The organism is Corynebacterium sp. ACRPE (assembly GCF_022347435.1).
Classification (GTDB): Bacteria; Actinomycetota; Actinomycetes; order Mycobacteriales; family Mycobacteriaceae; genus Corynebacterium; species Corynebacterium tuberculostearicum_D.
In genome coordinates this window covers 1-12,262 of record NZ_JAKRNA010000039.1, presented here as the reverse complement: position 1 = coordinate 12,262, position 12,262 = coordinate 1, and the positions used below count along the sequence as shown (strand labels likewise).

Here is a 12,262-nt window from a genome sequence, read left to right as displayed (position 1 = left end):
CCAACCAAGGCAACTAAGCCACGACGATCCGATTCAGACAACGAATGAAACGGGCCAATAATCTCAGACACAACAACACCCTCCTAAGGGAAAGTGTTGCAACGACCCTCTGAACTCAAGCGAAATAATCCCGCCCGGCGGCGAGGGCCTGCCCGCATTGCTCTACCTGCAGGGCGGTCCTGGTTTCCCGGCGCCTCGGCCATTGGCGCCTACGGGGCTGATTGGCAAGGCACTGGAGCGCTACCGCGTTATCCTCATGGATCAGCGCGGCACCGGCCGCTCGCACCGCATTGATGCGCTTAGCCCGGCCGCAGAGCGCACTGCAGAGCACTTGGCGTTGCTGCGCCAAGACAATATCGTCCGCGATGCCGAGCGCCTGCGCGAGCACCTCGGACTCGAGAAATGGTCGCTGTTCGGGCAGTCTTTCGGCGGTTTTTGCATCACCGCCTACCTATCCCAGGCACCCGAGCGCGTCGAGCATGCTTTCTTCACCGGCGGCATCCCCACGCTGAAGGGCGCGGACGAGCTCTACCGCGCTACCTTCAGCAAACTCAAGGCCCGCCAGCAGCGTTTCTACCGCGAATTCCCGTGGGCACAAGGCCGGATCGAGGAGATCATTTCCCACCTGGACAATTCAGATGAGCGGCTTCCTACCGGTGAGCGCCTGTCCGCGCTGCGCTTTCGTACCATCGGCATTGAGCTCGGCCGTGGCACCGGCTTTGATTCGCTGGCCTATCTGCTGGAGGAGCCCTTCCGCACCGAGGCGGGGGAGAAGCGGTTGCGGGGTGATTTCCTGGCGGACGTCGGCCAGCGCGTGAGCTTTGCAGACGCTCCGTTGTACGCCGCAATCCATGAGTCGATTTATGGCGGCGCCGGTGGCCAGGCCGCTACGAACTGGGCGGCGCACCGCGTGCGCGAGGAATTTCCGGAGTTTGCTGAGGGCGGCACCTGGCTGACCGGAGAGCACATTTTCCCCTGGCAGTTCGACGAGGACCCAGCCTTGCACGCGTTTGCCGACGCCGCCCATGGTCTTGCCCGCCACGAATTCTCCCCGCCCTATGCGTTGGGCGAGGTGCCCACCACGGCCGCGGCCATCTACGTCGATGATATTTTCGTCCCGCTCGAGGAGTCCTTGGCTACGGCCGCGCACCTGGGAGACCTGCGGCCGTGGATTAACAATGAATTCCAGCACAACGGCATCCGCGAGGATGGTGCGACCATCTTGGGGAAGCTCTTTTCGCTTATCGACGATCACTAGCATTTCGCTATTTCCTATGCGAAAATATTAGTGATCATCACGACATTTAGGGAGATTCAATGATTGCCACCATAGTAATAGTTTTTATCCTGCTGATTATCTTGGGAACGCTTTTCGATGGCTATTTCATCGTTCGCACTCGCGAAGCTGCCATTTTGGAGCGTTTGGGCAAATTCCAAAAGGTGGCGCATGCTGGCCTGCACTTTAAGATGCCGTGGGTGGACCGTGTACGCGATAAGATTTCGCTGCAGGTGCGCCAGCTGGATGTGATGGTGGAGACCAAGACGAAGGACAATGTCTTCGTCCAAATCCCTGTTGCCGTGCAGTACGAGGTAGTCCAGGGGCGCGAGCGCGAGGCGTACTACATGCTCTCCAATCACGAGCAGCAGATTGTGGCCTACGTCCAGGACAATGTTCGTTCCTCCGTAGCGAATATGAACCTAGATGATTCCTTCTCCTCCAAGGACACCATCGCCCGCAATGTTGCGGCCTCCCTGCGCGACAACATGGCCGAGTATGGCTGGAATTTTGTCAACACCTTGGTCACCGATATTCGCCCCGATTCCCGGGTGCGCGAGTCCATGAACTCCATTAACGCGGCGCAGCGCGAGCGCGAGGCGGCCGTCGCCCAGGCGGAGGCTGAAAAGATCCGCGTGGTCAAGGAAGCTGAGGGTGCAGCCGAGGCGAAGAAGCTGCAGGGCCGCGGCGTCGCCGACCAGCGTAAGGAAATCGTCGAGGGCATTGCCCAGCAGTACGAGATGCTTCGCGACGCCGGCGTGGAAGAATCCCCCGAAGCCCTCATGCTGGTCTCCCAGTACCTCGACGCAATGGTCGACGTCTCCCACAACGGCCAGGCGTCCGTTCTTTACATGCCCTCTAACCCGCAGGGGATGGGCGATCTTTTCAGCGGTATGCGCGATGTCCTCATGGCCAATCGCGCCCTCGACTCTGCCGAGGAGCCGTCGCAGCGCCGTCGCCCGCAGCCTAAGAAGCCTTCCCGCGCTGAAGAAATCGAGCGCGAATCTAAGCGACAGGCCGAACGCGCCAAGCGCGAAGCCATCGCCGCTTCCCAGCACGCTGAGCAGCAACGCTCCGAGCACCAGCAGGCAGAGCCGCAGCCGCAGCAGGGCCCGCACTCCACTGCGCAGCCCCAGGCTGCCCGCGAGTATTTCCAGCAGCTGCGCGAGCAACTAAAAAACGAGGAGTAGCCCTGAGCATCGATAACCTCTTTGATGCCTATACCGCGCAGCGTGGCATAACCCGCCGCGCGGAGGTGATCCCCGATCACGAGTGTCAGGTCTTCGCCACCGACGGCCATCCTGACTCTGGCCGTGATGCGTTAAGCGCCGCGCGCGACCTTGTCCACGACATTCTTATGGCCGATGACACGCCGAGTAGCGCTACCTCGCAGAGGCAGCGCTAACGGACCCAGCGGACCTTGCCATTGACCCGGGCAAGGCGCCCGCGCAGCGGCGGGGCATTTGGATCATCTTGGTTGACCCCGTTGTGGTAGGGGCAGCATACCGTCAGGTTCTCCATATTGGTCAACCCGCCGTGTTTCCACGCCTTGAGGTGATGGATCTGGGCCTTGTCCGCCGGATGGTTGCACGGCGGCCATGGGCAGGTGGGATTTTCGGCCGCGGCCATCTGCCGCTGTTTCTCGGTGGCGTAGCGCGATGTGCGATACAGGTTGACTGGGCCCTTGACGGGGTGGATAAGCGTCGCCAGGCCGTGCTCGGTGAAGGTGCGCTCGACGAGTTCGGCGCCGGAAATGGTGGCGCCATTGCTAAGGCGCAGCGTGACTTCCTCGCCGTCGCCGTCCAGGATTTGGTCTAGAGCGTTGAGCGGGATGATGACGTTGGTGGTGGTGCGCGCGGAAGGCGCGCCGGTGCCGCGAAGGAGGTCGCGGAGGGAATCGAGGGGGCGGTCGGGGTCGAGCGCGGCGTCGAATTCAGCAAGGAAGGCCGAGGGTGCGGTAATCCGCATGGTCCACGGTCCGTTAGGGCGGCGAAGGAGTTGGACGCCTTCGCGGGGTGGCATGCGGCGCGGGCGAAGTTCGCGCAGGCGCTGCTTGGCGCGGCGGGCAATTTCAGAAGCCGGCCCACGCAGGCGGCACAGCTCCACGCGCAGGTTCCACGCCTCACGCTTAGTACGCACCCGGGAGACGTACTTTTCAATCAGCTTGAGCGTTATGAGGTCGTGGTGGCGGGCGGCCGCGGCTGCGTGGCGTTGCTTGCGGCTAAAGCCGGTCGGTCCGAAGTAGACCGCGGCCAGCGCGCGGAGGTCGCGGGCCTCGACGTCAGGTAAGCCCAGCTCGAGAAGGGCGCGCTCAGACATGCCGTGGGCCTCGGCGAGGATGTCCATCGCCGAGGCTATGTGGGTGGCATAGGCCTTAAGTGCGCTCATGGCTGCAACTTTAAGCAGCGCCGGCGGGTGAGCCGAGGTGAAGACGTCCGCAGCTGTGGATAACTTGTTTAAGCGTCAACTGCCCCAGTGAGCCGCAATGGCAAATAGATACGAAACGAGCATGCGCTTAATCTCTACGACCACGGCATCAAAGCCACTGGGGTCGCCCGCAGTTGCGTAATTGAGCTGCGAGACCACGCTGTGGATAAGGAAGCCGGCCAGGTCAATGCGTTCGTCATCGCTCATGGACGGCGCGAGCGGGGAGAGGATTTCTGACAAGGGGAAAAGCAGCTGGCGCTCGGTATCTGCGGCCGTCGCGCGGGTGGCGGGGGTGGATTGCACGGCATGCCACACGGCGCGCCGGGAGGGATCCTCGCGCCACATGCGCGCCAGGTGATCGATGGTTTCATCCAGCACATCGGGCCACTGCGCGGCCGGGTCGCGGCGGGAGAAGCGCTCGACTTCGGCCCGGCTGGCGGCCGTGTCTTGGCGGTCGAGCTCGCAGACGAGCACGTATTTATTGGCAAAGAACTGATACAGCGTGCCGATGGGCACCCCGGCGCGGTGGGCGACCTCGTCGACGGTGAAGGATTCAAAGCCGACGTCGACAAGCACGGCGCGGGCGGCCTGCAGAATGCGCTCGAAGCGCTCGCGACTGCGCGCCTGCGCTGGCCGACGCCGCGGTAGCAGAATCTCTCCCACGCGCTAGCTAAGCCCCTTCATCACGCGGGCAACGTGGCCGGTGGCCTTGACGTTGTAGTGCGTCTGGCCGATGGTGCCATCCGGCTCGACCAGGAAGGTGGAGCGGATAACGCCCTGGACCACCTTGCCGTAGTTTTTCTTTTCCCCAAACGCGCCGTAGGCGGTCATGACAGACTTATCCGGATCCGAAAGCAGCGGGAAGTTCAGCTCGTGGTCCGCGCGGAACTTCGCCAGCGCCTCCGGTTTATCAGGCGAGATGCCTACGACGGCAATATTGAGATCATTGAGCTGTTCCAGGGAATCGCGGAAATCGCAGGCTTCCTTGGTGCAGCCCGGGGTATTGGCGCGGGGGTAGAAGTAGACCAGTACGCGCTGGCCTGCGTAATCGGCGAGGGAAACGGTGTTTCCGGCGTCGTCGGCAAGCGCAAAGGCAGGGGCGGTATCTCCAACGTTCAAACGGTTTTCAGTCATAGTTTCCACCTTACTTACCGCCCGGGCTGCACGCTTTTGGGCCGGCGGGGTAGAATGACCCCGTTAAGAGCGAACCTAAGTTAAGAGGAGAACTTCGTGGCACGCAATATTGAAGACATTCAGCGCGATATCGAGCGCACCCGCCGCCAGCTGGCCGGCACCCTGGACGAGCTGGCACAGCGCAGCAAGCCGCAGAACTTTGCCAACGAGGCTAAGACCGCGGCTACCGATAAGCTGCAGGACCGCAACGTGCAGATGGCCTTGGGCGGCGTCGGCGCCGCTGTGGTTGGACTGATTGCTTTCTCGGTCTTCCGCTCTCGCCGCCGCAAGAGCGACCTGAAGGAGCTGCAGCGCCTGCTGTCCGAGCGCCACTAATTGTGAAGTCCCCGCACACCGCGGGGACTTTTTTCGTAGGCTGGGTTGGGATGAAGACACCAATCCCTTTTTATTTGCAGGAAATCCTCACCAAGGTGCGCGATAATCGCGACGGTGCCGTGGCGGATTATATTCCGGAGCTGGCCAAGGCAGAGCCCGAGTATCTCGGCGCCGCGATGTGCACCACCACCGGCCACGTCTACTCTGCGGGCGATGATGAGGTGGAATTTACCCTGCAATCCTTGTCCAAGCCTTTTGTTTATGCGCTGGCTCTCCAGGAGCTTGGTCTTTCCGCGGTGCGCGAGATTGTGGGTATGGAGCCTTCGGGCGAGGCCTTCAACGAGCTTTCGCTCAACCGCGATGATCACCGGCCGGTCAACCCCATGATTAATGCGGGCGCGATTGCGGTCACGCAGCTGATTAATGGCGTGGATTCGGAGCCTGCCGCGCGCGTGGAGCGCCTGCGCACCTATTTTTCGCGGCTGGCGGGGCGCGATTTGCTTATCGACGACGCCATGCGTTCCTCCGAGCTGGAAGTCAGCGAACGCAACCTCTCGCTGGCGCACATGTTGCGCAACTACGACATCATCCAGGACGAGGCGCACGATGCGGTGTCGACCTATATTGAGCAGTGCTCGATTGTGGTGACGGTGCGGGATTTGGCCGTGATGTCGGCAACGTTGGCGAATGGTGGCGTGCAGCCGGTGACGGGGGACAAGATTCTCGATGCGGACGTGTGCCGGTTGACGCTATCGGTAATGAGCTCGGCTGGCATGTACGACGGCGCCGGCCGATGGATGGCCGAGGTGGGTATCCCGGCGAAGTCGGGTGTTTCGGGCGGCCTGCTGGGCACGCTGCCGGGCCAGCTGGGCGTGGCGACATTCTCGCCGCGACTGAACAAGGAAGGCAACTCGGTGCGCGGGGTGGATGCGTTCAAGCTGTTGTCGAAGGACATGGGCCTGCACCTGATGTCTACGGACGAGCGCTATGGCGTGAACCCGGTGCGCAAGGTGGAGCAGGACGCGGAGCTGACCGTGATCTACCTGCAGGGCCTGATCAACTTCAACGCGGCCGAGACTATCTTGTACGAGTTGATGGAGTCGGATTTTGGCGAGGGCACGGTGGTGCTCGAGCTATCGCATATTACGGGCACGAACCGCATGGGCCGACGCATGCTGAAGGAGGGGCTGCGCCGAATTCGCGAGTCTGGCTTCGATATTGCCATCGTGGATCCGGATGGGGAGCTGGAAGATCGCACCATGTCGGACGGAACCGAGGTGCCCAAGGGCGAGCCGGAAGACTACGCGATCAACGGCGAACCCGTTTAGGTTTGGGTTACCTTACCTAGTCAGGTTAGGATGTCCTATGTAAGGCCCTTCGCGTTAGCCGCGAGGGCATCCAACGATCAAGGACTGAAAATGGCTCATACTCCCCTTAAAGTGATGGCGGTTGTGGCGGCGTCGGCAATGGCGCTGGTCGGCTGCGGTGCGGCCGAGGAAGTAACTGGCGGCTCCAGCGGCGATGCTGAGTTCTCCTTCACCGATATCATCGGCCGTGACGTGGAACTGGATAAGGCTCCCGATCGCGTGATTTTGGGCGAGGGCCGATCGCTTTTTGCTACCGGCGTTCTTAATACCGATAATCCGCTGGACAAGGTCGTCGGCATTGGCACGGATCTTAAACAGACCGTGCCGGATTACTACGCGGCGCTGGAAAAGGAACTGCCGTCCGTAAACGAGGTTCCAGAGATCGGCGGCTTTGCCAAGGGCGATGTCACCGTAGAAAAACTCGTGAGCCTAGACCCGGACCTCATTGTGCTCTCGCTGGATCAATACGATGCCTCCCGCGAAGCTGGCCTGACCGACAAGATGGATCAGGCTGGCTTGAAGTATGCGGTCACCGACTTCCGCCGCGACCCGCTGGAGAGTACGCCTAAGACTATGGACATCTTCGGTGAGATCTTTGGCCAAGAGGACCGCGCTGAGGAATTCAACGCGGATTGGCAAAAGACGGTGGATCTGGTTGAGGACCGCGCGAAGCAGGTAAAGGACAAGCCAAGGGCCTTCGTCTGGCGATCGGCCGGTGTGTCCGATTGCTGCGGCTCCTGGAACGATTCCAATATCTCCCAGCTGGTCAACGCGGCCGGCGGCGAGAATATTGCGGATGAAATCATCCCGGGCGAATCCGGCACTATCACCCCGGAGAAGGTTTTGGAATCTGACCCGGACATGGTTATTGCCACCGGTGGCGATTGGTCTGAGATGAAGGACGATGAAGGCCACCCTGTCGGATACGCTGCAGTGGGTTACGGCATCGATGAAAAGGAAGCCAAGGGCAGTGTGGCTAAGCTGCCGGGTAAGCAGGCTGGCTTCGATAAGCTGCGTGCGGTCAAGGAACACCACTTCCACAGCATGTGGCACCAATTCTATAATTCGCCGTTTAATTACCTAGCGTTGCTGCAGGTGGCCGAGTGGATCGACCCGGAGGCGTATGCCGATATGGACGTCGCCAAGCAGTGGATGGATGCGCAAGAAAAGTACTCGCCGGTCTCCGGCGAGGGAACCTTCTTTAGCACCAACTAATGGAGGGCGCAGAGGTAGCCGCCCTCGCGCGGCAACATAAGAGGTTAACCTGGCAACGCATAGGCATCGTTGCGGGCCTGACGCTGATTGCGGCCGTGGCCTTTATTATCAGCAACTTTGTGGGCGCGATTGATATCAGCCCGGCCGAGGTCATGAAGGGCATCGTGAATCCCGCGGGGCTGGATGACCAGACGCGCACGGTGCTGTGGCAGCTGCGCCTGCCCATGGCCGTGATGGCCGTGCTCATCGGCATGGCCCTGTCTTTGGCCGGCGCGGAAATGCAGACTATCCTCAACAATCCGCTGGCCGAGCCTTTTACCCTCGGAATTTCCGCGGCCGCCGCGTTTGGCGGCGCCACCTCCATCGTGCTCAAGTGGCAGCTGATTGCGCAGCCGCAGTTCAACCTGGCGCTGATGGCGTGGCTTGCTGCCGCGGTGGCTACGGCCATTATTGTTATCGCGGCCGTTATCCGCGGCGCGAAGGCGGAGACTATGGTGCTGCTGGGCATCGGCTTGGTGTTCTTCTTCCAGGCCATGCTGGCGCTTATCCAGTACCAGTCCTCGGCCGAGGCGCTGCAGCAGATCGTCTTTTGGTCCATGGGCTCTCTTACCCGCGCCAATTGGGCGGCCAACGGCGTGCTGGCGGCCGTGCTGATTATCGCCCTGCCCATTTTGTGGGCGCTGGGCTGGCGCCTTACTGCCTTGCGGCTTGGCGACGCCCGCGCTACCGCCATGGGCATCAATACCTCCCGCCTGCGCGTTGTGGTGCTCATCGTGGTTTCGCTCGTTGCGGCGACCACCGTGGCCTTCGCGGGCATCATCGGCTTCATTGGCTTGGTAGGCCCGCACATCGCCCGCATGTTGGTGGGTGAGGATCAGCGTTACTTCCTGCCGGCCTCCATGGCGGCGGGCGCGGCCGTGATGTGTGCCGCGCATGCGGTGAGCCTGATGATTAAGCCGGGCCTGGCTATTCCCATTGGCATTGTTACCTCGCTTCTGGGCGTGCCATTCTTCATTGCCATCGTTATGACCCGAAGGAGGGCATTGTGGACGTAGAACTGACTATTTCCGGGCTGAGTGCGGCCTATGGCAAGCACCGCGTGCTGGAGTCCGTGGATGTGGAAAAACTCCACGGCGGGCAGTTGGTGGGCCTGTTGGGTCCGAATGCCTCCGGCAAGACCACGCTTATCAAGTCCCTGGCCGGCGTGCACCGCGGCTGCGATGGTGAGGTGGATTTCCGCGTCGATGGCACGGCCCCGCGCGGCAAGCGTCGCCGGCAGCTCATCGGCTACGTGCCGCAGGATCTCACGAGCACAGCCGCGCTGCGGGCATTTGAGGCCGTGCTGATCTCTGCGCGCCGTGAGGCCTGCGAGGACCCGATTACGCGCACCGGTGAGGTGCTGCACTCGCTGGGCCTAGACGCGATTGCCTCGCGCTACCTCAATGAGCTTTCCGGCGGCCAGCGCCAGCTGGTGGCGGTGGCGCAGATGTTGGTGGGCAACCCAGGCCTGATGCTTCTCGACGAACCTACGTCCGCCCTCGACCTGCACCACCAGATCTTTGTATTGGATGAGGTGCGTGCGAAGGCGAAGCGCGACGGCAGCCTAGGCCTAGTGGCCATCCACGACATCAACCTGGCTGCGCGCATGTGCGACCAGCTGGTGGTGCTTAAGAAGGGCCATATTCGCGCTCAGGGCGCGCCGTCGGACGTTCTCACGGGGGAACTCGTGGAAGGCGTGTATGGGGTAGAGGCGGACGTCGTCCAGCATGGCGGCGCTCCACTCATTGCGCCGCTGCGGGTGAGATAGCAAAAAGGCCGGGCGATTGCCCGGCCTAATTTTTTAATTTAAATTTTTAAGTGGTGCGCCATCAGGGAATCGAACCCCGAACCCACTGATTAAGAGTCAGTTGCTCTGCCAATTGAGCTAATGGCGCATTGTTGACTTCCTGCCGTGTGGCTCTCTGTGCAACGAGTAGATACTCTAGCAGCCATTCTTGAAAAGTGTAAAATCGCCTGGTCATCGCATATTTTTAGGAGTGTATAACGAATTGGTTAATGCCTGAAGTGGCTTCTGGTAATTGCTGGAGCGAGACGCTAATCTAAATTGGTCTTTGAAAGCAGCAAATACGTGTCTAAGGGCAACTCAGTGAAACATTCCCTCCCTAGTGCGCGCCGCCTCATCGCGGCCGCGGGCGTTGCGTGCATTTCCCTAGCCGCCGCCTCCTGCTCCTCTGATTCCTCTGCCGAGAATCAGGCCGCTGACCAAGAATCCACCGCCGCCGCAAGCGCGAACGGCGCGAAGGATAGTGGCAAAGAGTCCGAAAAGAAAAAGGGTGGTCTGAAGGCTTCCGTGAAAGACGGGGCACAGAACGTGGATCCGTCCCAGCCCGTCACCGTGAAGACCACCGGCAAGCTCAAAAGCGTCACCATGACCAATGAAATGGGCGTGGAAGTCAAAGAAAAGCTCTCCAAGGACGCCAAGACGTGGTCTACGGCGGAGGACTTGGGCTATAACCACACCTATTCCATCGTGGCCTCCGATGCGGATGGCAACAAGAAGAAACTCAGTTTTTCCACTCCGCAAGCAGCGGGCGTTGCCGAAGTCTCGCTTAGCCCAATCCCGGATTCTGAGGTCGGCGTAGGCCAGGTCATTGGCGTGAACTTCGGCGTGCCGATTACGGACCGCAAGGCGGCCGAGAAGACCATTACTGTGACCACCAACCCCGAGGTTAAGGGCGCTTTCTACTGGGTCAATAACCAGGAGGTGCGCTGGCGTCCAAAGGAATACTGGGAGCCAGGCACCAAGGTTGAGGTGAAGGTGGACCAGTACGGCAAGGCCCTAGGCGGCGGAATCTATGGCGGCGAGAACGCCAAGACCAATTTCACCATCGGTGACCGCACCGTGGCGATTATCGATAACGCCACCAAGACCATGAAGGTCTTCAAGAATAAGAAGTTCTTGCGCGCCATCCCGGTCTCGCTCGGCCGCGATTATCAGTACGATACGCCAAACGGGCGCTACATCATTGGCGATGAGCACCCGCAGCTGCTGATGGACTCCGAGACCTTTGGCCTAGCCCATGAGGCAGGCGGCTACCGCACGATGGTGGACTGGGCTACCCAGATGTCCTATTCCGGCATCTATGTCCACTCCGCTCCGTGGTCCGTGTGGGCGCAGGGCAATACCAATACCTCGCACGGCTGCATCAACGTGACGCCGGAGGCCGCCCAGTGGTTCCAGGAGACGATGAAGCGCGGCGACGTGGTGCGCGTGTTCAATACCTACGGTGAAACGCTTAATGCGATGGACGGCCTGGGTGACTGGAATATGTCCTGGGACGAGTGGTCCAAGGGCAACGCGGATGCCAATCAGTAGCGCCCAAGAGCGGCGCAGGCGATGAGCGCATGGCTACAGTGGTGGCCATGCGCTTTTCTGTTTTAGACCGCGGGGCGGCAGGGCCGTTGGACCAGGTGGCTGAGCACGCCCGGCATGTAGAGCGGCTTGGTTTCCGACGATTTCTCGTGGCCGAGCACCACGGCGTGCCGGGCATTCCAGCGGGCCAGCCGGGCATGCTGGCGGCGCACGTGGCGGCGCACACGCAGCGCATTCGGGTGGGCACGGCCGGCATCATGCTGCTGAATCATCCGCCGTTTCTGGTGGCCGAGCAGATTAATCTCCTCGAGGCGCTGTATCCTGGGCGCATCGATATTGGAATTGGTTCCTCTGTCGGCTTTACCGGCCCGGTGCGGCGGGCGCTGCGCCAGGGTGACCCGGCTGAGGTGAAGCAGCGCTTTGAGACGGAGCTGGCAACGCTGTTGCGCTACCTGCGCGGCGAGGAAGCGGTGACGGTGCGGCCGGAGTATGCGGGCACGCCGATCTACGTGTTGGCGGGCTTTCGATCGGCCATGGTTGCGGCCAAGATGGGGCTCGGCGTCATCCTAGGCGGCCCAGTGGCCACGCAGGAGGCGGCCGCGCGGGTGTATCGGGAGCATGCGCTTGCCGACGCCCCACCTATCATCTCCTCGCTCAATATCGCCGTTGCCGATACGTCCGCGGCCGCCCGTGATCTGTTGTTACCGGAGGCCTATGCCAAGGTACTCGCGCAATCCAACGGCGAGTTCGCGGCCCTGCGGCCTGCAGGAGAGCTGGATATGGATGCGCTGACGGGGCAGCAGCGCCGGCGCATTGAGGAGGCCCTGGCCCATGACGTGTGGGGAACGGTAGAGGAGGTGGGGGAGGAACTAAGGGACGTCGGCAAGCGGCTGGGCGTGAGTGAGTTTGTGGTGACCGGAGATATGCCAGATGTGGCCGGTCGGGCACGCTCGGAGGAGCTGCTGGCGAGCATGCGGGTTAAGGGTCAAAAAGTGTGTCCGGAATCGCGGATTTTCACGGATTGACCTGTAGGTTTCCGGAAAGTATATGCTCCGGAAGCATATATCTAGCCCCCGACGGGAAATCCTCGGTGTG

At 61.3% G+C, this 12,262-nt stretch carries 12 protein-coding genes and 1 tRNA gene; 9 read left to right on the top strand and 4 right to left on the bottom strand.

The features are described 5' to 3' along the window. Positions 1 to 109 precede the first annotated feature (109 nt). Both MHY13_RS11765 and MHY13_RS11760 read left to right on the top strand, forming a co-directional pair. Complete coding sequence (locus tag MHY13_RS11765; RefSeq protein WP_239283213.1) at positions 110 to 1,258, top strand: alpha/beta fold hydrolase; 1,149 nt, start codon at positions 110 to 112, stop codon at positions 1,256 to 1,258. 59 nt (positions 1,259 to 1,317) lie between these two features. Next, positions 1,318 to 2,466: an SPFH domain-containing protein gene (locus MHY13_RS11760; protein WP_239192227.1), complete on the top strand. Its 1,149-nt coding sequence runs from the start codon at positions 1,318 to 1,320 to the stop codon at positions 2,464 to 2,466. Positions 2,467 to 2,677: 211 nt separating this feature from the next. On the opposite strand, the gene MHY13_RS11755 is transcribed toward MHY13_RS11760, so the two are convergent. The 3 genes from MHY13_RS11755 to bcp form a co-directional block, all read right to left on the bottom strand. Next, positions 2,678 to 3,664 (bottom strand): HNH endonuclease signature motif containing protein, encoded by a 987-nt coding sequence (locus MHY13_RS11755; RefSeq protein WP_204611098.1) that lies wholly within the window; start codon positions 3,662 to 3,664, stop codon positions 2,678 to 2,680. Between the two features lie 75 nt (positions 3,665 to 3,739). Further along, positions 3,740 to 4,366: a TetR family transcriptional regulator gene (locus tag MHY13_RS11750; protein WP_239283212.1), complete on the bottom strand. Its 627-nt coding sequence runs from the start codon at positions 4,364 to 4,366 to the stop codon at positions 3,740 to 3,742. A gap of 3 nt (positions 4,367 to 4,369) precedes the next feature. Beyond that, positions 4,370 to 4,837, bottom strand: a complete 468-nt coding sequence (gene bcp / locus MHY13_RS11745; protein ID WP_005327287.1) for a thioredoxin-dependent thiol peroxidase — start codon at positions 4,835 to 4,837, stop codon at positions 4,370 to 4,372. Positions 4,838 to 4,933: 96 nt separating this feature from the next. Between bcp and MHY13_RS11740 the strand changes: the two genes are divergently transcribed. From MHY13_RS11740 to MHY13_RS11720, 5 genes are all read left to right on the top strand, one after another. Beyond that, complete coding sequence (locus MHY13_RS11740) at positions 4,934 to 5,212, top strand: DUF3618 domain-containing protein (protein WP_005323988.1); 279 nt, start codon at positions 4,934 to 4,936, stop codon at positions 5,210 to 5,212. A gap of 50 nt (positions 5,213 to 5,262) precedes the next feature. Beyond that, positions 5,263 to 6,540: a glutaminase gene (locus MHY13_RS11735; RefSeq protein WP_049361009.1), complete on the top strand. Its 1,278-nt coding sequence runs from the start codon at positions 5,263 to 5,265 to the stop codon at positions 6,538 to 6,540. Positions 6,541 to 6,630: 90 nt separating this feature from the next. Continuing rightward, on the top strand, positions 6,631 to 7,794 hold the full coding sequence (locus MHY13_RS11730) for an ABC transporter substrate-binding protein (protein WP_239283211.1): 1,164 nt from the start codon (positions 6,631 to 6,633) through the stop codon (positions 7,792 to 7,794). Continuing rightward, positions 7,794 to 8,849, top strand: a complete 1,056-nt coding sequence (locus MHY13_RS11725; protein WP_086588451.1) for an iron ABC transporter permease — start codon at positions 7,794 to 7,796, stop codon at positions 8,847 to 8,849. The genes MHY13_RS11730 and MHY13_RS11725 overlap by 1 nt, the downstream gene beginning before the upstream one ends. Next, a complete protein-coding gene (locus MHY13_RS11720) occupies positions 8,840 to 9,601 on the top strand; it encodes an ABC transporter ATP-binding protein (RefSeq protein ID WP_204611104.1) in 762 nt (253 codons plus the stop codon). The genes MHY13_RS11725 and MHY13_RS11720 overlap by 10 nt, the downstream gene beginning before the upstream one ends. Positions 9,602 to 9,652: 51 nt before the next feature. On the opposite strand, the gene MHY13_RS11715 is transcribed toward MHY13_RS11720, so the two are convergent. After that, positions 9,653 to 9,728 (bottom strand) — tRNA-Lys (locus tag MHY13_RS11715). 212 nt (positions 9,729 to 9,940) lie between these two features. On the opposite strand from MHY13_RS11715, the gene MHY13_RS11710 reads away from it, so the two are divergent. After that, positions 9,941 to 11,170 (top strand): Ig-like domain-containing protein, encoded by a 1,230-nt coding sequence (locus MHY13_RS11710; protein ID WP_239283210.1) that lies wholly within the window; start codon positions 9,941 to 9,943, stop codon positions 11,168 to 11,170. Positions 11,171 to 11,199: 29 nt separating this feature from the next. Beyond that, positions 11,200 to 12,192 carry an MsnO8 family LLM class oxidoreductase gene (locus MHY13_RS11705; protein ID WP_239283209.1) on the top strand — a complete coding sequence of 331 codons (993 nt, stop codon included), beginning with the start codon at positions 11,200 to 11,202 and terminating at the stop codon, positions 12,190 to 12,192. Positions 12,193 to 12,262: the final 70 nt, after the last annotated feature.

Excerpts from the sequence above, each read along its gene's own strand:
- MHY13_RS11760 (WP_239192227.1), top strand. The coding sequence starts at position 1,318 with ATGATTGCCACCATAGTAATAGTTTTTATCCTGCTGATTATCTTGGGA.
- MHY13_RS11755 (WP_204611098.1), bottom strand. The coding sequence starts at position 3,664 with ATGAGCGCACTTAAGGCCTATGCCACCCACATAGCCTCGGCGATGGAC.
- bcp (WP_005327287.1), bottom strand. The coding sequence starts at position 4,837 with ATGACTGAAAACCGTTTGAACGTTGGAGATACCGCCCCTGCCTTTGCG.
- MHY13_RS11735 (WP_049361009.1), top strand. The coding sequence starts at position 5,263 with ATGAAGACACCAATCCCTTTTTATTTGCAGGAAATCCTCACCAAGGTG.
- MHY13_RS11730 (WP_239283211.1), top strand. The coding sequence starts at position 6,631 with ATGGCTCATACTCCCCTTAAAGTGATGGCGGTTGTGGCGGCGTCGGCA.
- MHY13_RS11725 (WP_086588451.1), top strand. The coding sequence starts at position 7,794 with ATGGAGGGCGCAGAGGTAGCCGCCCTCGCGCGGCAACATAAGAGGTTA.
- MHY13_RS11705 (WP_239283209.1), top strand. The coding sequence starts at position 11,200 with ATGGCTACAGTGGTGGCCATGCGCTTTTCTGTTTTAGACCGCGGGGCG.